An 18,364-nucleotide genomic window follows, 5' to 3' on the forward strand; every position below is an offset into this window, starting at 1 on the left:
CAAAGGCGGGCACGACCGAAGCGCCCCTCCGGGCCCCCTGGGGCAGTGGAAGGGCGCTCGACGACCAACGCCGACCACTGCCGACACCTCGGCACCAGGTAAGGACGCTGATCGGCAAGGCGGCCGCACGTCACGGCCAACCATGATCAGTTGTGGCTGTGCAGGATCTCGTTCAGGCCGCCCCAGACCGCGTTGTTCGGGCGTGCCTCGACCTTGCCGGTGACCGAGTTGCGGCGGAAGAGGATGTTCGAGGCGCCGGAGAGTTCGCGGGCCTTGACGATCTGGCCGTCGGGCATGGTCACGCGGGTGCCCGCGGTGATGTACAGGCCGGCCTCGACGACGCACTCGTCGCCGAGCGCGATGCCGACGCCCGCCTCGGCGCCGACCAGGCAGCGCTCGCCGATGGAGATGATCACGTTGCCGCCGCCGGACAGGGTGCCCATGGTGGAGGCACCGCCGCCGATGTCCGAGCCGTCGCCGACCACGACGCCGGCCGAGATACGGCCCTCGACCATCGAGGTGCCGAGGGTGCCCGCGTTGAAGTTGACGAAGCCCTCGTGCATCACCGTGGTGCCCTCGGCGAGGTGCGCACCGAGGCGGACCCGGTCGGCGTCGGCGATACGCACGCCCTTCGGCGCGACGTAGTCCGTCATGCGCGGGAACTTGTCGATGGACGTCACCTGCAGGTGCAGACCCTCGGCGCGGGCGTTGAGGCGGACCTTCTCGAGGTCGTCGACGGCGACCGGGCCGAGGGAGGTCCAGGCGACGTTGGCGAGGAAGCCGAACATGCCGTCCAGGCTCTGCCCGTGCGGCTTGACCAGCCGGTGCGACAGCAGGTGCAGGCGCAGGTAGACGTCGTGCGCGTCGATCGGCTTGTCGTCGAGCGAGGCGATGACCGTGCGGACCGCGACCACCTCGACGCCGCGGCGGGCGTCCGGCCCGATCGCCGCGGTCGCGCCCCCGCCGAGCAGTTCCGAGGCCCGCTCGGCGGACAGTCGCTCGGTACCGGACGGGCCGGGCTCCGCCACCAGTTCGGGCGCGGGGAACCAGGTGTCGAGAACGGTGCCGTCGGAGGCGATCGTGGCGAGGCCGGCGGCCACGGCACCGGTGGTGCGGGAAGCAGTCGTGTCGGTCATAGGGGAAACCTAACGTGAGCGGCGCGGCGGGTGCGAACCGGTGCAGGGGGCGTCTCATGTGCCGGTCGGCCGCCTCGAGTCGATGCCCCTCACCGAACCATCCGGGCCAGCACCTCCCTCGCGTACTCCTCGTCGTACGCCGCCCCCGTCAGCAGCACCTGCAGGCAGATGCCGTCCATCAGTGCCACCAGCGCCCGCGCCGTCACGGGGTCCGTGCGGCGGGCGAGCCGGCCGGCCAGGTCCTCGGCCCACTCGGCGGCCACCGGGCGCAGCGCCGGGCGGCGCAGGGCGGCGAGATACAGCTCGTACTCCAGCTCGACCCCGGTACGGTCACCGGCGAGCCACTCCCCCATCCAGCCCGCGAGCTCCTCGGCCAGGTCGGACCGCGGGTCCTCCAGGCCGGCGCGCGCGCCGATCACTTGGGCGAAACCCTCGTTGGCCTGGCGCAGCGCGGCGACCATGAGGTCGTCGAGCGTCTTGAAGTGATACGTCGTGGAGCCGAGCGGTACGTCTGCCTCCGCGGCGACGGAGCGGTGGCTCAGGCCGGCGATGCCCTTCTCGCCCACCACCCGGATCGCCGCGTCGATGATCCGCTGCCGGCGATCGGGGTCGTAGCGGCGCGGCATCAGTGGGCTCCACCGAGGTTCAGGACCACCACCCCGCCGATGATCAGCACGATGCCGGCGATCTTGGCCAGGCCGAGTCCCTCCCCGAACAGCAGCAGTCCGAGACCCGCCACGGCCGCGGTGCCGACCCCGGACCAGATCGCGTAGGCCGTGCCGATGGAGACGGTCTTCAGGGTCTGGGCGAGCAGCCCGAAGGACACCACGTACCCGAGGACGGTCACCAGTGAGGGCCCGAACCGGCTGAAGCCGTCGCTGTACTTCATGGCGGTGGTGGCGGCGACTTCGGCGGCGATGGCACCGGCGAGCATCAGGTATCCCATGCGGAAAAGCGTATCGGGCGATGTGTACGGTCGTACACATCGAGGGAAGCCCCGCGGAACAGTGCGTCCGGGCGGCCGCTCGCGCGATCGGCGGAACGACGAACGGCGAGGTCCGCTCGGACCTCGCCGTTCGATTCGGCTCTGCTCGTCCCGGCCGGTGGATCTCAGACGTTGAAGCCGAGCGCCCGCAGCTGCTCACGGCCGTCGTCCGTGATCTTGTCGGGGCCCCACGGCGGCATCCAGACCCAGTTGATGCGCAGTTCGCCGACCAGGCCGTCCGTGGCGGACTTGGCCTGGTCCTCGATGACGTCCGTCAGCGGGCAGGCCGCGGACGTCAGGGTCATGTCGACGGTGGCGATGTTCGCCTCCTCGTCGATGTGGATGCCGTAGATCAGGCCGAGGTTGACGACGTCGATGCCCAGCTCGGGGTCGACGACGTCCATCAGGGCCTCGCGAAGCTCCTCCTCCGAGGCCGGCTTCATCTCCACGGTGTCACTCATGCCGTCTTCCTTTCGGCGTCGGCGCCGCCCAGCGCCTGGGCCGTCGCGTCCTTCCAGGCCATCCAGCTCAACAGGGCGCACTTCACCCGGGCCGGGTACTTGGACACACCGGCGAACGCGACCGCGTCCTCCAGGATGTCCTCCATCGCGTCGTCGGGCTCGATCTTGCCCTTGGACTGCATCAGCTCCAGGAACGTCTCCTGGATCTTCCGCGCCTCGGCCAGGTCCTTGCCGACGAGGAGCTCGTTCAGCACGGAGGCCGAGGCCTGGCTGATGGAGCAGCCCTGACCCTCGTACGAGACGTCCTTGATCGTCGTGCCGTCGTACTTCACACGCAGTGTGATCTCGTCGCCGCAGGTCGGATTGACATGGTGCACCTCGGCGTCGCCATCCCTCAGACCACGCCCGTGCGGGTTCTTGTAGTGGTCCAGGATGACTTCCTGGTACATCGAATCCAGCTTCACGGTTTCAGCACGCCCTTCAGCCGAAGAAGTTCCGTACGTGCTCCAGCCCCTCGACCAGTGCGTCGATCTCGGCGGGCGTGGAGTACAGGTAGAACGACGCTCGCGTGGTCGCAGGAATTCCGTACCTGAGGCAGACCGGCCGCGCACAGTGGTGACCCACGCGTACCGCGATGCCCTGCTCGTCCAGGACCTGGCCCACGTCGTGCGGGTGGATGTCGCCGAGCGTGAAGGAGATCGCCGCGCCGCGGTCCTCGGCCGTGGTCGGCCCGATGATCTTCAGGTCGGACACCTCGGCCAGCCGCTTCACCGCGTACTCGGTGAGTGCGTGCTCGTGGGCGAGGATCCTGTCCATGCCGATCGAGTCGAGGTAGTCGATCGCCGCGCCCAGACCGACCGCCTGTGCGATCGGCGGGGTGCCCGCCTCGAACTTGTGCGGGGCGGGCGCGTACGTCGACGAGTGCATGGACACCGTCTCGATCATCTCGCCGCCGCCCAGGAACGGAGGCAGGTCCTCCAGGAGCTCCTGGCGGCCCCAGAGCACGCCGATACCGGTCGGGGCGCACATCTTGTGGCCGGTGAAGGCCACGAAGTCGGCCTGCAGGGCCTGGACGTCCAGCGGCATGTGGGGAGCCGCCTGGGAGGCGTCGACGCAGACCAGGGCGCCGACCTCCTGGGCACGGCGGACTATCGCCTCGACCGGGTTGACCGTACCCAGGATGTTGGAGACCAGCACGAAGGAGACGATCTTCGTCTTCTCCGTGATGACCTCGTCGATGTTGGACAGGTCGAGCCGTCCGTCGTCCGTGAGGCCGAACCACTTCAGCTTCGCGCCCGTGCGCTGCGCGAGCAGCTGCCACGGCACGATGTTGGAGTGGTGCTCCATCTCCGTGATGACGATCTCGGTCTCGTGGTCCACCCGGTAGGGCTCGTCGGCCCAGCCCAGCATGTTCGCCACGAGGTTGAGCGACTCGGAGGCGTTCTTGGTGAAGATCACCTCGTCGCGGCTCGGCGCGTTGATGAACGCGGCGACCTTGTCGCGCGCGCCCTCGTACAGCGCCGTGGCCTCCTCGGCGAGCACATGCACACCGCGGTGGACGTTGGCGTTGTAGCGCTCGTAGTACTCGCTCAGGGCGTCCAGCACCTGGCGCGGCTTCTGCGAGGTCGCCGCGTTGTCCAGGTACACGAGCTTCCTGCCGTCGTGGACCAGCCGGTCCAGGACGGGGAAGTCCTTGCGGATCGCCTCGGTGTCGAGGAGGCCCGGCAGCTGTGTCACGCGGATGCGCCACCCTTCACGTATGCCTCGTAGCCCTCGTTCTCCAGCTTGTCCGCGAGCTCGGGGCCGCCGGACTCGACGATGCGGCCGGCCGCGAACACGTGAACGTAGTCGGGCTTGATGTAGCGCAGAATGCGCGTGTAGTGCGTGATCAGCATGGTGCCGACCTCGCCGGTCTCGCGGACCCGGTTCACGCCCTCCGACACGATCCGCAGGGCGTCGACGTCCAGACCCGAGTCCGTCTCGTCGAGGATCGCGATCCTCGGCTTGAGCAGCTCCAGCTGAAGGATCTCGTGGCGCTTCTTCTCACCGCCGGAGAAGCCCTCGTTGACGTTGCGCTCGGCGAAGGAGGGGTCCATGTGGAGACGCTCCATGGTCTCCTTGACCTCCTTCACCCAGGTGCGCAGCTTCGGGGCCTCGCCGCGGATCGCGGTGGCGGAGGTGCGCAGGAAGTTGGAGACCGAGACGCCGGGGACCTCCACCGGGTACTGCATCGCCAGGAACAGGCCCGCGCGGGCGCGCTCGTCGACGGACATCTCAAGGACGTTCTCGCCGTCGAGCAGCACGGTGCCGCTGGTGATCGTGTACTTCGGGTGACCCGCGAGCGAGTAGGCGAGAGTCGACTTGCCCGAGCCGTTGGGGCCCATGATGGCGTGCGTCTCTCCCTGCTTCACGGTGAGGTCGACGCCCTTGAGGATCTCCTTCGTGGCGTTGTCGGCCTCGACGGTGACGTGCAGGTCTCGGATTTCAAGCGTTGCCATGGGTGCCTCAGGACTCCTGGGTGAGGGAGACGAGCACGTCGTCCCCTTCGATCTTTACGGGGTATACGGGGACGGGGCGCGTAGCGGGAAGGCCGGACGGCTTGCCGGTGCGGAGGTCGAAGCTGGAGCCGTGCAGCCAGCACTCGATCTGGCAGTCCTCCACCTCGCCCTCGGAGAGCGAGACGTTCGCGTGGGAGCAGATGTCGTGGATCGCGTACACCTCGCCGCAGGTCTGCACGATCGACACCGGCGTGCCGTCGAGTTCCACCCGCTTGGGGGTGTCCTCGTCCAGCTCGCTCAGCGCACACGCGCGTACGAAGGCCTGGCTCATGCGACCGACGCCTCCAGCTCTTCCTCGATCTTGGCGATGAGACGCTTCTCGATGTCCTCGACGCCGATCTGCTGGACCAGCCCGGCGAAGAAGCCGCGGACCACCAGGCGGCGGGCCTCGTGCTCCGGAATGCCGCGGGCCATCAGGTAGAAGAGCTGCTCGTCGTCGAAGCGGCCGGTGGCGGAGGCGTGGCCGGCGCCGACGATCTCGCCGGTCTCGATCTCCAGGTTCGGCACGGAGTCGACCCGCGCGCCGTCGGTGAGGACGAGGTTGCGGTTCATCTCGTAGGTGTCGGTGCCCTCGGCCCTGGCCTCGATGAGGACGTCACCGATCCACACCGCGTGCGCGTCGTCGCCCTGGAGCGCGCCCTTGTAGACGACGTTCGACTTGCAGTGCGGGGTGTTGTGGGTGACCAGGAGGCGGTGCTCCTGGTGCTGGCCGCGGTCGGTGAAGTACAGGCCGAACAGCTCCGCCTCACCGCCGGTGCCGGCGTAGGTCACGCGCGGGTGCAGGCGGACCACGTCACCGCCGAAGGTCACGACCACGGACTTGAAGGAGGCGTCCCGGCCGACCAGCGCGTTGTGCTGGGCCACGTGCACGGCCTTGTCGTCCCAGTCCTGGACGGAGACGACGGTCAGCTTGGCGCCGTCGCCCAGGAGGTAGTCGACGTTGGTGGCGAGCACCGCGTCGCCGGTGTGGTCGATGACCACGACGGCCTCGGCGAAGGCGCCCAGCTCGATCACCTGGTGGCCGAAGGCGGTCCCGCCCTCGCCGTGCACCGCGATGCGGATCGGCTCGGTGAGGACGGTCTCCTTCGGGACGGTCACGACCGAGGCCTTCCCGAAGGCGGAGTACGCCTGGGCGGCCACACGGTCCACCGGGGTGCCGGCCCTGCCGACCCGCGCGTCGTCGCGCCCGACGGCCTCGACGGTGACGCCCTCGGGGGCCTGGACGTCGACCTTCACGCCCTCGCCGTCGGCGACGGCGGTGCCGTCGTGCAGGCCGCGCAGCCGCTCCAGCGGGGTGAACCGCCACTCCTCCTCGCGGCCGTGCGGGACCGGGAAGTCCGACACGTCGAAGGAGGGGGGCGCGCTCATGCGCGTGGCGACGGTCGACTCGGCGGCCACCGCGATCGAGCCCGCGGTGGTCGTCCCCACGGGGATGTTCTGGGCCTCAGCCATGGCTGTCGTTGTGCTCTCTTCCTAAGTCAGTGGTGACCCTCGGCCCGCCCCTTCGAAAGGCGGGCCGCATGCTGCCGACGAGGGCGGTCGTCAGCCGACCGCGCCCTCCATCTGCAGCTCGATCAGCCGGTTGAGCTCCAGCGCGTACTCCATGGGCAGCTCCTTGGCGATCGGCTCGACGAAGCCGCGCACGATCATCGCCATCGCCTCGAACTCGGAGAGGCCACGGCTCATCAGGTAGAAGAGCTGGTCCTCGGAGACCTTGGAGACGGTTGCCTCGTGGCCCATGGACACGTCGTCCTCGCGGACGTCCACGTAGGGGTACGTGTCGGAGCGGGAGATCGTGTCGACCAGCAGCGCGTCGCAGAGCACGTTCGACTTCGATCCGGCCGCGCCCTCGCCGATCTCGACCAGGCCGCGGTACGAAGTGCGGCCGCCGCCGCGCGCCACCGACTTGGAGACGATGTTCGACGAGGTGTTCGGCGCCATGTGGACCATCTTGGAACCGGCGTCCTGGTGCTGGCCCTCGCCCGCGAAGGCGATGGAGAGGGTCTCGCCCTTGGCGTGCTCGCCCATCAGGTAGACGGCCGGGTACTTCATCGTCACCTTGGAGCCGATGTTGCCGTCGATCCACTCCATGGTCGCGCCCTCGTAGGCCACGGCGCGCTTGGTGACCAGGTTGTAGACGTTGTTCGACCAGTTCTGGATGGTCGTGTAACGGCAGCGGGCGTTCTTCTTGACGATGATCTCGACGACCGCGCTGTGCAGGGAGTCGCTCTTGTAGATCGGGGCCGTACAACCCTCGACGTAGTGCACGTAGGCACCCTCGTCGACGATGATCAGGGTCCGCTCGAACTGGCCCATGTTCTCGGTGTTGATGCGGAAGTAGGCCTGGAGCGGGATCTCGACGTGGACGCCCGGCGGCACGTAGATGAAGGAGCCGCCCGACCACACGGCCGTGTTCAGCGACGCGAACTTGTTGTCACCGGGGGGGATGACGGTCCCGAAGTACTCCTTGAAGAGCTCCGGGTGCTCCTTCAGCGCGGTGTCGGTGTCGAGGAAGATGACGCCCTGCTCCTCCAGGTCCTCGCGGATCTGGTGGTAGACGACCTCCGACTCGTACTGGGCCGCGACACCGGCCACGAGGCGCTGCTTCTCCGCCTCGGGGATGCCGAGCTTGTCGTACGTGTTCCTGATGTCCTCGGGCAGGTCCTCCCAGGACTCCGCCTGCTTCTCCGTGGAGCGCACGAAGTACTTGATGTTGTCGAAGTCGATCCCCGACAGGTCCGAGCCCCAGTTCGGCATGGGCTTCTTCTCGAAGAGCTTCAGGCCCTTGAGGCGCAACTTCGTCATCCACTCCGGCTCGGACTTCTTGTCCGAGATGTCGCGGACGACTTCCTCGTTCAGGCCGCGCCTGGCAGAGGCACCAGCCGTGTCGGAGTCGGCCCAGCCGTATTCGTACTTGCCCAGACCCTCGAGTTCGGGGTGGGCAGTCTCCGTGGGGAGAGTCATGCGGGGTTCCTCCCGGCCGTGCTTGCAGATGCGTCAGTGGAAATCTTGGGGATGAACGTCGTACAGACGCCGTCGCCGTGGGCGATGGTCGCCAGTCGCTGGACGTGCGTTCCGAGCAGCTCGGCGAAGATCTCCGTCTCCGCCTCGCACAGCTGGGGGAACTGCTCCGCAACGTGGGCCACCGGGCAGTGGTGCTGGCAGAGCTGCTCACCCCTCTGGGGCTGGGGCGCGCTGCGCGCCGTAGCAGCGTACCCGTCCACACTCAGGGCCTTGGCCAGCGCTTCGGCACGCTTGTCGGGGGTGACGGCCTCGATCGCCTTGCGGTACGCCCTCGCCTGCGCGGCGATCCGGGCTCGGGCGAAGGCGACGACCGCCTCCTGCCCGCCCTCACGCTCGGCGATCCAGCGCATCGCGTCCGCGGCGAGCTTGTCGTACGACTGGTCGAAGGCGTCCCGGCCGCAGTCGGTGAGCGCGAACACCTTGGCGGGGCGGCCACGCGCGCGCGTGCCGTACACCCGCTGCTCCCGGGCCTCCACGACGTCGTCGGCGACCAGGGCGTCCAGGTGGCGCCGCACGGCGGCCTGGGTGAGTCCCAGCCGGCCGGCGAGCTCGGCGACGGTCGACGGGCCGTGGTCCAGGATGGACCGCGCGACCCGGTTGCGCGTGGAGCGGTCCGAGCGCACACCGGCCGCGAGCTCCTCCTGAGGGGCACCCATGGGGGTCTCCCGAGCCTCGCCGACGTTTTTCACAACGCCATTGTTGCGTAATTCCCGAGAGACTGACAAGCGGCGCCCGGACGGGCCGGCGGTGCCCTGCGTCACTTAGGGCTACCTAATCCGACCTGCGGAAACGATCTTTGATCGATCAGAGCGAGTGGATCCGGCGATCCCTCCGGCGGCGCCGCGCGCCCCCTCCCGCGAGACTCCCCGACCACTCCCACACCCCCTCCGACCAGCCCTCTTGTCACCCGGGGCACCATCACCGCACCACGGCGCGGGCCGGGCGTCGGCCCGGCCCGGTTCTTCCGGCGCATCGCTCGCCGAGTTCACCCGGCCGGGTCCGGGCGCTCTCCCGGCGGCGGACGCCGTGGCCTACGCCGAACGGTGAATCGCGGTGCGCCGGCCCCGTGAGGAGGAGTTCTCGCACCCGCCCACCCGGGGCCCGCCGCGCCTACCTAGACTCTGGACCCATGCGAAGTGAGCCCGTGGTCCAGGTCCAGGCCCTGGTGAAGCGGTACGGCACGAAGACCGCGGTGGACGGCCTAGACCTGGCGGCCCAGCCAGGTGTGACCGCCGTTCTCGGCCCCAACGGCGCCGGCAAGACGACGACGGTCGAGACCTGCGAGGGGTACCGGAAGCCGGATTCCGGCACGGTGCGCGTCCTGGGCCTCGACCCGGTGAGACAGTCCGCCGAGCTGCGCCCCCGCATCGGCGTGATGCTCCAGTCCGGCGGCGTCTACTCCGGCGCCCGCGCCGACGAGATGCTGCGGCACACGGCCAGGCTGCACGCCCATCCGCTCGACGTGGACGCCCTCATCGAGCGACTGGGCCTCGGCAGCTGCGGGCGGACCACGTACCGGCGCCTGTCCGGCGGCCAGCAGCAGCGGCTCGCGCTGGCGATGGCCGTGGTGGGCCGCCCCGAGCTGGTGTTCCTCGACGAGCCGACGGCGGGTCTCGACCCGCAGGCCCGCCGGGCCACCTGGGACCTGGTACGCGACCTGCGCGCGGACGGGGTGTTCGTGATCCTCACCACGCACTACATGGAGGAGGCCGAACAGCTCGCCGACGACGTCGCGATCATCGACGCCGGCCGGGTCATCGCCCAGGGCTCCCCGGAGCGGCTGTGCCGCGGCGGCGCCGAGAACACCCTGCGCTTCACCGGCCGGCCCGGCCTGGACGTGGCGTCACTGCTCAAGGCGCTGCCCGCCGACTCCACGGCGGCCGAGCTGACGCCGGGCGCCTACCGGGTCGTCGGAAAGGTCGACCCGCAGCTGCTGGCGACCGTGACGTCGTGGTGCGCGCAGCACGGGGTGATGCCGGACCGCATCTCGGTCGAGCGGCACACCCTGGAGGATGTCTTTCTCGAGCTGACCGGCAAGGAGCTGCGCTCGTGACCACCGCAACCGGTACGTACGCCCCCAGGCCCGGTGCGGCCCCGCTGCCCCGCATGATCGCGGCGCAGGCGGCGCTGGAGACGAAGATGCTGCTGCGCAACGGCGAGCAGCTGCTGCTCACGGTGGTCGTCCCGACGCTGCTGCTGGTGCTCTTCAGCTCAGTGGACATCGTGGACACCGGCAGGGGGAGGGCCGTCGACTTCCTGGCCCCCGGCATCCTCGCGCTCGCGGTGATGTCGACGGCGTTCACCGGGCAGGCCATCGCCACCGGCTTCGAGCGCCGGTACGGCGTGCTGAAGCGGCTGGCCTCGTCTCCGCTGCCCCGCTGGGGCCTGATGACGGCGAAGACCGCCTCCGTCCTGGTCACGGAGATCCTCCAGGTGGTCCTGCTGACGGTGATCGCCTTCTCCCTGGGCTGGTCGCCGCACGGCAACCCGCTCGCCGTACTCCTGCTCCTGGTGCTCGGTACGGCCGCCTTCTCCGGGCTCGGCCTGCTCATGGCCGGGACCCTCAAGGCGGAGGCCACCCTGGCCGCCGCCAACCTCGTCTTCCTGCTGCTGCTGGTCGGCGGCGGGGTGATCGTCCCCCTGGACAAGTTCCCCGCCGGTGCCCAGCACGTGCTGCAGCTGCTGCCCATCTCGGCGCTCTCCGGCGGGCTGCGCGCCGTGCTGCAGCACGGCGCCGGGATGCCCTGGGACGATCTGGGGATCCTCGCCGTGTGGGCGGTCGTGGGGCTGGCGGCCGCCGGGAAGTTCTTCCGCTGGGAGTAGGGGCGGGACGCACCGATGGACCCTCGTGAAAGCGTGCACAAGCGGCGTCCTACGATGGAACGCGTGCCAAACCTGACCCGCGCCGACGTCGTGTCCGCCGCGCGCAACCCGCTCGCCTTCATCGCCGACCGCTGGACCCCGCATCCGAGGACGGTCCGGCGGGCGGCCCTCGCCGCACTCGTGATGTCGGTGATCATCGTCGTCACCGGCGGCGCCGTCCGCCTGACCGGCTCGGGCCTGGGCTGCCCGACCTGGCCCACCTGCACCGACGACTCGCTGGCCACCACCAGCGCGAGGGGCGTGCACGGTGTCATCGAGTTCGGCAACCGCATGCTCACCTACGTGCTGTGCGCGGCCGTCGGCTGGGCGATCGTCGCGGCGCGCTCCCAGAAACCGTGGCGGCGCGGCCTGACCCGGCTGGGCTGGGCGCAGTTCTGGGTGGTCATGGGCAACGCGGTGCTCGGCGGCATCGTGGTGCTCGTCGGCCTGAACCCGTACACCGTCGCGGCGCACTTCCTGCTGTCCACCGCGCTCATCACGGTCGCCACCGTGATGTGGCAGCGCACCCGGGAGGGTGACGCGGCGCCGCGTCCGCTGGCCGGCAAGGCGGTGCAGCAACTGGTCTGGTTCCTGGTCACCGCTACCGTCCTGCTGATCGCCGTGGGCACGGTGGTGACCGGGGCGGGACCGCACGCGGGCGACTCCAAGGAGGTCACCCGGATCCCCATCGACTGGGAGACGGTGGCCAAGCTGCACGCCGTACTGGCCTGGATCGTGGTGACGCTGACCTTCGCCCTGTGGTTCGTACTGAAGGCGGTCGACGCGCCCAGCGGTCCGCTGCACCGCACCCGTGAGCTGTTCCTGATCCTGCTCGGCCAGGGTGTCATCGGCTACGTGCAGTACTTCACCCACCTCCCCGAGGTCCTGGTCGGCCTGCACATGCTGGGCTCGTGCCTGGTGTGGATCGGGGCGCTGCGGGTGCTGCTGTCGCTGCGCGAACGGCCGGAGGTGGTGGCCGATCTGCCCGGCCCCGCCGCCGAGGCGGCGCTGGCCAAGTCCTGAGGGCATCAGGTGTTCGGGTGCTCCGATGCTCAGGTCCTGAGTGCCTGAGGCCTTGACGCACCCCACCGGCTCACGTCAGGCCGTACACCCTCGTGGCGTTGCCCGCCGCGATCAGTCCGGCCACGCGCTGCGCGTCGCTCAGCGACCAGGCGCCCTCGGCGACCCAGGTGCCGAGCACCCGTCCGAGCGCCTCCCGGAACAGACGCGCCCCCACGACGTGCAGCTCGGGCAGCCCGTGGGCCCCACTGGAGAAGAGGATCTTGCCGAAGGGGGCCAGCTCCAGGATCTCCGCCAGGACCGTCGCGGCCCGCGCCCCGGTGCGCACCAGGGCGGCGCCCGAGTCGGCGTACACGTGCGGAAAGACACCGGCGAGGTGGGCTGCGTGACGGTGGTAGGGATAGCCGTGCAGCAAGACCAGGTCGGTGCCCAGTCCGGCAGTGGCACGGACGAAGCCGGTCAGCAGGACCGGGTCCGTGCGGTCGATGCGCTGGCCGGGCTCGCCCAGCCCGGCGTGCAACTGCAGCGGGCGGCCCGTGGCCACGGCGATCCACAGCAGGTGACGCAGCAGCACCGGGTCGCTCAGCTCCCCGCCCACCCGGCGCCCGGCCAGCCAGCGCCCCGCGGCACCGCGTACCTCCCCCGGACCCGGTGGCTCGGGGGCGAGCGCGAGGCCGTGGCGTACGCCCGCGACGGAGGTGAAGGCGACGGCGTGCGCGGCGGCGCCGTGCACCGACTCGGCCAGGTTGGCGAGGAACGACTCGACCGTCCCCGAGGTGTCGGCCACCTGCTCGGCGAGGAGCTCCAGGCGCACGATCTCGTGGGCGGCGGCGTCGCCCGCCGAGGCCATCTCGGCGGGGCCGGTCAGGTCGCCGGGCAGCCCGGTGTCGACCAGGTAGGTGGTGATGCCGCTGCCGCGCAGCAGTCTGCGGCCGGCCTCCGGTACGCCGAGTTCCCGGCGCCGGGCCAGATAGCGGGCGGGCGGGCAGTGCGGCTCCAGGCCGAGCAGCGGGGGGCACCAGCGGCGCACGGCGAAACCGGTCTGGGTGTCGAACAGGGTGGTGCCCGCGGCGGGCGGGCCCTCGGTCCGGGCCAGCTGGGCCTCGAAGGTGCCGAGGCCCAGCTCCGTTCTCAGTACGCCGTGGCAGTACTGGTCCACGAGGGACGGCGTTTCGATCATCCGGACTCCCCGCGGGACGCTGCGCTGACTTACCCGTCCTAACGGGTGAACGGGGTTTCAGGTCGCGGTCGGTCGCGGGGCCGGCGTCGGTCAGCCGCCGAGCTGGATGCCGGCCATCCTCTTCCACTCGTACGGGCCCGTGTTCACCTTGGCCGCGAACTCGCCGTCGAAGGAGTCGTGGACGGTGATCCCGGACTTGTGCACCGCCTGCTCGGCGATGGGGTACGCGGGCGCCACCAGGTCGCCCCACGTGCCGTCCTCGCCGACGAGGACGATCCGGGCGCCGCGCTCCCCGATGTACTCGACGTGTCCTTCGGCCCCTCCGTGGGCCTTGGAGAAGGCGCCGATCTGCCGGACGAGCCGGGTCACCTTGCGCTCGGCCCTCGCGTCAACCTGCTGCGTGTCTGCCATGGTCAGGATGCTACCGACGGGTAGATCAAACGGCGACGGGCGGGGTGCGTGGCCTTGACCACGCACCCCGCCCGCCTCGATGCCTCCGTGCCCTGCCGCAGGAACGCGCCTAGCGAAGGAAGGGGTCCACCGCCACCGCCACGAACAGCAGCGACACATAGGTGATGGACCAGTGGAACAGGCGCATCTCCTTCAGCTTCCCGCCGGTCACCTCGGTCTTGGCCCGGTTCTGCAGCGCGTGCGCCTCCCACAGCCACCAGCCTCCCGCCGCCAGGGCGACCGCCGTGTAGAACCAGCCGGTGTAGCCGAGCGGGGTCAGCAGCAGGGAGACCGCCACCATGACCCAGCTGTAGATCACGATCTGCCGGGCCACCACCTTGTTGGAGGCGATGACCGGCAGCATCGGCACGCCCACGCGCGCGTAGTCCTCCCTGACCTTCATGGACAGCGGCCAGTAGTGCGGCGGCGTCCAGAAGAACATGACGAGGAAGAGGATGACCGGCGCCCATGACATCGAGTTGGTGACCGAGGACCAGCCGATCAGCACCGGCATGCAGCCGGCGATGCCGCCCCACACGATGTTCTGCGACGTACGCCGCTTGAGGATCATCGTGTAGACGACGACGTAGAAGAGGAGCGCTCCGAGCGACAGCCATGCCGACAGCCAGTTGACGGTGAATCCGAACAGCAGCGTCGAGACGACCGCCAGCGTGATGCCGAAGGCGAGGCACTCGCGCGGGCTGACCATGCCGGTGACCAGCGGGCGCTGGGAGGTGCGGTCCATGAGGGCGTCGATGTCGCGGTCGATGTACATGTTCAGCGCGTTCGCGCCGCCCGCCGAGAGGTAGCCGCCGACGCAGGTGAGCAGCACCAGCTTCAGATCCGGCACACCCCGCTGGGCGAGGAACATCACCGGAACGGTGGTGATCAGCAGCAGCTCGATGATCCGCGGCTTGGTCAGCGCCACGAACGCCTTGACACGGGCCCCGAACGGCCGGTGGCTCGAGTTCTGGCTCGCATCGAGCAGCCCCGCTGGACGGGATTCGACGGCCGTCACGCACACCCCTGACAGAGACATCCCAGCGAGCCCCACCGTGTGAACTCACGGTAAAGGCTCGCGCGTACCACGCCACTGTAGACGTTGCCCAGACCCGGACATTCGCGGGGGTGTGCTCGTGTTGGCCGATGTGCTCCGGCACACGCGGCCACCCCCGATCAGGTGGTCGTCCGACGGGCGCGCAGGGGCTCGATTGAGCGATCGGATGAGCGGCTGCGTATTCAGTTGCCGAATGCACTCCGGCCTGGTCGGGAGGCGGATCTCCGGCAGTCCCGGCAGTCTGGAAACACTCGAAAAAACGCACGTCCTCACGGGGGTAGGCTCGACAGCGGCCGGCCCGTGTCAGAACGCCGGCAGCCGGTGCGCGCTCACGTACACCGGCATCCGACATGTGGAGAGGAGCCCTGACCCAGGGTGAGCACCAAGCCGACCACCACAGACCTCGAGTGGACCGAGTTGGACCAGCGCGCCGTGGACACCGCGCGCGTCCTGGCCGCCGACGCCGTACAGAAGGTCGGCAACGGCCATCCCGGTACGGCGATGAGCCTGGCCCCGGCCGCCTACACCCTCTTCCAGAAGGTGATGCGCCACGACCCGGCCGATCCGCAGTGGGTGGGGCGCGACCGCTTCGTGCTGTCCGCCGGCCACTCCTCCCTGACCCTCTACATCCAGCTGTACCTGGCGGGCTTCGGCCTGGAGCTGGACGACCTGGAGTCCTTCCGGACCTGGGGCTCGAAGACCCCGGGACACCCCGAGTACGGACACACGGTCGGCGTCGAGACCACGACCGGCCCGCTCGGCCAGGGTGTCGCCAACGCGGTGGGCATGGCGATGGCCGCGCGTTACGAGCGCGGGCTGTTCGACCCGCAGGCCCCACAGGGCGAGTCCCCCTTCGACCACTTCGTCTACTGCATCGCCGGTGACGGCTGCCTGCAGGAGGGCATCTCCGCCGAGGCGTCCTCGCTGGCCGGTCACCAGAAGCTCGGCAACCTCGTTCTGCTGTGGGACGACAACCACATCTCGATCGAGGGCGACACCGAGACCGCGGTCTCCGAGGACACCGTCAGGCGTTACGAGGCCTACGGCTGGCACGTGCAGCGCGTGGAGCCCAAGGAGAACGGCGACCTCGACCCCCAGGCCATCCACGCCGCGATCCAGGAGGCCAAGGCGGTCACCGACCGGCCGTCCTTCATCGCGATGCGCTCCATCATCGCCTGGCCGGCACCGCACGCGCAGAACACGGAGGCCGCCCACGGCTCGGCGCTCGGCGAGGACGAGGTGGCGGCCACCAAGCGCGTCCTCGGCTTCGACCCCGAGCAGCACTTCGAGGTCTCCGACGAGGTGCTGGACCACACCCGCAAGGCCCTGGAGCGGGGCCGCCAGGCCAAGGCCGAGTGGGAGAAGTCCTTCCAGGTGTGGCGGGACGACAACCCGGAGCGCACCGCCGAGTTCGACCGCGTCAGCAAGGGCGAACTGCCCACCGGCTGGGACGAGAAGATCCCCGTCTTCGAGGCGGGCAAGGCCCTGGCCACCCGCGCCGCCTCCGGCAAGGTGCTGCAGGCGCTCGGCGAGATCCTCCCCGAGCTGTGGGGCGGCTCCGCCGACCTGGCCGGATCGAACAACACCACGATCGACAAGACGTCGTCCTTCCTGCCCGAGGGCAACCCGCTGCCGGAGGCCAACCCCTACGGCCGCACCATCCACTTCGGCATCCGCGAGCACGCGATGGCCGCCGCGATGAACGGCATCACGCTGCACGGCAACACCCGTGTCTACGGCGGCACCTTCCTCGTCTTCTCCGACTACATGCGCAACGCCGTGCGCCTGTCGGCCCTCATGCACCTGCCGGTGACGTACGTGTGGACGCACGACTCCATCGGCCTGGGCGAGGACGGCCCCACCCACCAGCCGGTCGAGCACCTGGCCTCGCTGCGCGCCATCCCGGGCCTGAACATCGTCCGCCCGGCCGACGCCAACGAGACGGCCATCGCCTGGCGCGAGATCCTCAAGCGCTGGACCAAGGAGTTCGGCAAGGGCGCCCCGCACGGTCTGGCCCTCACCCGCCAGGGCGTGCCGACGTACGAGCCCAACGAGGAGGCCGCGCGCGGCGGTTACGTCATGTTCGAGGCCGAGGGGCCCGAAGGGCAGAACACCGAGCCGCAGGTCGTTCTCATCGCCACCGGTTCCGAGGTCCACGTGGCGGTGGAGGCGCGCGAGCAGCTCCAGGCCGGCGGCATTCCCACCCGCGTGGTGTCCATGCCGTCCGTGGAGTGGTTCGAGGAGCAGGACCAGGGGTACCGGGAAAGCGTCCTGCCCCCGGCTGTCAAGGCGCGCGTGGCCGTCGAGGCGGGCACCGGTCTGACGTGGCACAAGTACGTGGGCGACGCCGGTCGGATTGTTTCCCTGGAGCACTTCGGTGCTTCCGCCGATGCCAAGGTCCTGTTCCGCGAGTTCGGCTTCACTGCCGAGAGCGTGGCCGCCAAGGCCCGGGAATCCCTCGCCGCCGCCCAGCGCTGACGCTCATATACGACACGTAGGAGATGCAATTTCCATGACAGACGCACTCAAGCGCCTCTCCGATGAAGGCGTCGCGATCTGGCTGGACGACCTGTCGCGCAAGCGGATCACGTCCGGCAACCTCGCCGAGCTGATCGACCAGCAGCACGTCGTGGGCGTCACCACCAACCCGACGATCTTCCAGAAGGCCATCTCGCAGGGCGACGGCTACGACCAGCAGGTGTCGGACCTCGCCGCCCGCCGGGTCACCGTCGAAGAGGCCATCCGCATGATCACCACGGCGGACGTCCGGGACGCCGCCGACATCCTGCACCCGGTCTTCGAGGCCACCGGTGGCCAGGACGGCCGGGTCTCCATCGAGGTCGACCCGCGCCTGGCCCACAACACCAAGGCGACGGTCGCCGAGGCGCGCCAGCTGGCCTGGCTGGTGGACCGTCCGAACACGCTCATCAAGATCCCGGCTACCCATGCGGGTCTGCCGGCGATCACCGAGACGATCGCGAACGGCATCAGCGTCAACGTCACGCTGATCTTCTCGCTGGAGCGCTACCGCGCGGTGATGGACGCCTTCATCACGGGCCTGGAGAAGGCGCGTGAGAAGGGCCTGGACCTGTCGAAGATCCACTCGGTGGCCTCCTTCTTCGTGTCCCGTGTGGACACCGAGATCGACAAGCGGATCGACGCGCTCGGCACGCCCGAGGCCAAGGCGCTGCGCGGCAAGGCGGGCATCGCCAACGCACGGCTCGCCTACCAGGCCTACGAGGAGGTCTTCTCCTCCGACCGCTGGAGCGCGCTGGAGAACGCGGGCGCGAACAAGCAGCGTCCGCTGTGGGCCTCCACCGGCGTGAAGGACCCGGCGTACAAGGACACCATGTACGTCGAGGAACTGGTCGCCCCCAACACGGTCAACACCATGCCGGAGGCCACCCTGCAGGCCACCGAGGACCACGGCGACATCCGCGGCAACGCCATCGCCGGCACGTACGAGCAGGCCAGTGCCGACCTGGACGCGCTGGAGCGGATCGGGATCTCCTACGACGACGTGGTCCAGGTCCTGGAGGACGAGGGCGTCGACAAGTTCGAGGCGTCCTGGAACGACCTGCTGAAGTCGACCGAGGCGGAGCTGGAGCGCCTCGCCCCCGCGGAAGGCTGA

General features: G+C 69.7%; 19 protein-coding genes. 5 read left to right on the forward strand and 14 right to left on the reverse strand.

Annotated features, from left to right (window positions below; translation table 11 throughout):
• Positions 1 to 146: 146 nt before the first annotated feature.
• From dapD to AB0A61_RS05800, 11 genes are all read right to left on the reverse strand, one after another.
• Positions 147 to 1,136: a 2,3,4,5-tetrahydropyridine-2,6-dicarboxylate N-succinyltransferase gene (gene dapD, locus AB0A61_RS05750; protein ID WP_361286636.1), complete on the reverse strand. Its 990-nt coding sequence runs from the start codon at positions 1,134 to 1,136 to the stop codon at positions 147 to 149.
• Positions 1,137 to 1,225: 89 nt separating this feature from the next.
• The gene (locus AB0A61_RS05755; RefSeq protein WP_361286639.1) at positions 1,226 to 1,762 is read right to left on the reverse strand and encodes a TetR family transcriptional regulator; all 537 of its coding nucleotides are present in this window, start codon (positions 1,760 to 1,762) and stop codon (positions 1,226 to 1,228) included.
• Positions 1,762 to 2,082 carry a multidrug efflux SMR transporter gene (locus AB0A61_RS05760; protein ID WP_361286641.1) on the reverse strand — a complete coding sequence of 107 codons (321 nt, stop codon included), beginning with the start codon at positions 2,080 to 2,082 and terminating at the stop codon, positions 1,762 to 1,764. The genes AB0A61_RS05755 and AB0A61_RS05760 overlap by 1 nt, the downstream gene beginning before the upstream one ends.
• 164 nt (positions 2,083 to 2,246) lie before the next feature.
• The gene (locus AB0A61_RS05765; RefSeq protein ID WP_361286644.1) at positions 2,247 to 2,582 is read right to left on the reverse strand and encodes a metal-sulfur cluster assembly factor; all 336 of its coding nucleotides are present in this window, start codon (positions 2,580 to 2,582) and stop codon (positions 2,247 to 2,249) included.
• Positions 2,579 to 3,046 carry a Fe-S cluster assembly sulfur transfer protein SufU gene (gene sufU / locus AB0A61_RS05770; protein WP_361286647.1) on the reverse strand — a complete coding sequence of 156 codons (468 nt, stop codon included), beginning with the start codon at positions 3,044 to 3,046 and terminating at the stop codon, positions 2,579 to 2,581. Before sufU ends, AB0A61_RS05765 begins: the two co-directional genes overlap by 4 nt.
• 16 nt (positions 3,047 to 3,062) lie before the next feature.
• Entirely contained in the window at positions 3,063 to 4,319 is a 1,257-nt protein-coding gene (locus AB0A61_RS05775; protein ID WP_361286650.1) for a cysteine desulfurase, read from the reverse strand.
• Positions 4,316 to 5,080 (reverse strand): Fe-S cluster assembly ATPase SufC, encoded by a 765-nt coding sequence (gene sufC, locus AB0A61_RS05780; RefSeq protein WP_361286653.1) that lies wholly within the window; start codon positions 5,078 to 5,080, stop codon positions 4,316 to 4,318. The genes AB0A61_RS05775 and sufC overlap by 4 nt, the downstream gene beginning before the upstream one ends.
• 7 nt (positions 5,081 to 5,087) lie before the next feature.
• Positions 5,088 to 5,411 carry a non-heme iron oxygenase ferredoxin subunit gene (locus AB0A61_RS05785; RefSeq protein ID WP_361286656.1) on the reverse strand — a complete coding sequence of 108 codons (324 nt, stop codon included), beginning with the start codon at positions 5,409 to 5,411 and terminating at the stop codon, positions 5,088 to 5,090.
• Entirely contained in the window at positions 5,408 to 6,592 is a 1,185-nt protein-coding gene (sufD, locus tag AB0A61_RS05790; RefSeq protein WP_361286659.1) for a Fe-S cluster assembly protein SufD, read from the reverse strand. The genes AB0A61_RS05785 and sufD overlap by 4 nt, the downstream gene beginning before the upstream one ends.
• Before the next feature lie 90 nt (positions 6,593 to 6,682).
• Positions 6,683 to 8,104 (reverse strand): Fe-S cluster assembly protein SufB, encoded by a 1,422-nt coding sequence (gene sufB, locus AB0A61_RS05795; RefSeq protein ID WP_361286662.1) that lies wholly within the window; start codon positions 8,102 to 8,104, stop codon positions 6,683 to 6,685.
• On the reverse strand, positions 8,101 to 8,853 hold the full coding sequence (locus AB0A61_RS05800; RefSeq protein ID WP_361286665.1) for an ArsR family transcriptional regulator: 753 nt from the start codon (positions 8,851 to 8,853) through the stop codon (positions 8,101 to 8,103). The genes sufB and AB0A61_RS05800 overlap by 4 nt, the downstream gene beginning before the upstream one ends.
• A gap of 440 nt (positions 8,854 to 9,293) precedes the next feature.
• Between AB0A61_RS05800 and AB0A61_RS05805 the strand changes: the two genes are divergently transcribed.
• Genes AB0A61_RS05805 through AB0A61_RS05815 form a run of 3 tightly spaced genes read left to right on the forward strand, consistent with a single transcriptional unit; the run spans position 9,294 to position 12,049 of the window.
• Positions 9,294 to 10,217, forward strand: a complete 924-nt coding sequence (locus tag AB0A61_RS05805; protein WP_361286668.1) for an ABC transporter ATP-binding protein — start codon at positions 9,294 to 9,296, stop codon at positions 10,215 to 10,217.
• A gap of 53 nt (positions 10,218 to 10,270) precedes the next feature.
• A complete protein-coding gene (locus AB0A61_RS05810; protein WP_361287306.1) occupies positions 10,271 to 10,987 on the forward strand; it encodes an ABC transporter permease in 717 nt (238 codons plus the stop codon).
• 54 nt (positions 10,988 to 11,041) lie between these two features.
• Entirely contained in the window at positions 11,042 to 12,049 is a 1,008-nt protein-coding gene (locus AB0A61_RS05815; protein WP_361286671.1) for a COX15/CtaA family protein, read from the forward strand.
• 70 nt (positions 12,050 to 12,119) lie between these two features.
• Here AB0A61_RS05815 and AB0A61_RS05820 read toward each other — a convergent pair whose 3' ends face one another.
• The 3 genes from AB0A61_RS05820 to AB0A61_RS05830 all read right to left on the reverse strand — a co-directional run bounded on the left by AB0A61_RS05820 (position 12,120) and on the right by AB0A61_RS05830 (position 14,700).
• Positions 12,120 to 13,226 (reverse strand): amidohydrolase family protein, encoded by a 1,107-nt coding sequence (locus AB0A61_RS05820; protein ID WP_361286674.1) that lies wholly within the window; start codon positions 13,224 to 13,226, stop codon positions 12,120 to 12,122.
• A 90-nt stretch (positions 13,227 to 13,316) separates the two neighbouring features.
• Complete coding sequence (locus AB0A61_RS05825) at positions 13,317 to 13,637, reverse strand: hypothetical protein (RefSeq protein WP_361286677.1); 321 nt, start codon at positions 13,635 to 13,637, stop codon at positions 13,317 to 13,319.
• Positions 13,638 to 13,746: 109 nt separating this feature from the next.
• Complete coding sequence (locus AB0A61_RS05830) at positions 13,747 to 14,700, reverse strand: heme o synthase (RefSeq protein ID WP_361287309.1); 954 nt, start codon at positions 14,698 to 14,700, stop codon at positions 13,747 to 13,749.
• 408 nt (positions 14,701 to 15,108) lie between these two features.
• Between AB0A61_RS05830 and tkt the strand changes: the two genes are divergently transcribed.
• Positions 15,109 to 17,211: a transketolase gene (gene tkt, locus AB0A61_RS05835; protein WP_361286680.1), complete on the forward strand. Its 2,103-nt coding sequence runs from the start codon at positions 15,109 to 15,111 to the stop codon at positions 17,209 to 17,211.
• A gap of 34 nt (positions 17,212 to 17,245) precedes the next feature.
• A complete protein-coding gene (gene tal, locus AB0A61_RS05840) occupies positions 17,246 to 18,364 on the forward strand; it encodes a transaldolase (protein WP_361286683.1) in 1,119 nt (372 codons plus the stop codon).

It is taken from the genome of Streptomyces sp. NPDC046197 (assembly GCF_040646295.1).
Taxonomy (GTDB): domain Bacteria; phylum Actinomycetota; class Actinomycetes; order Streptomycetales; family Streptomycetaceae; genus Streptomyces.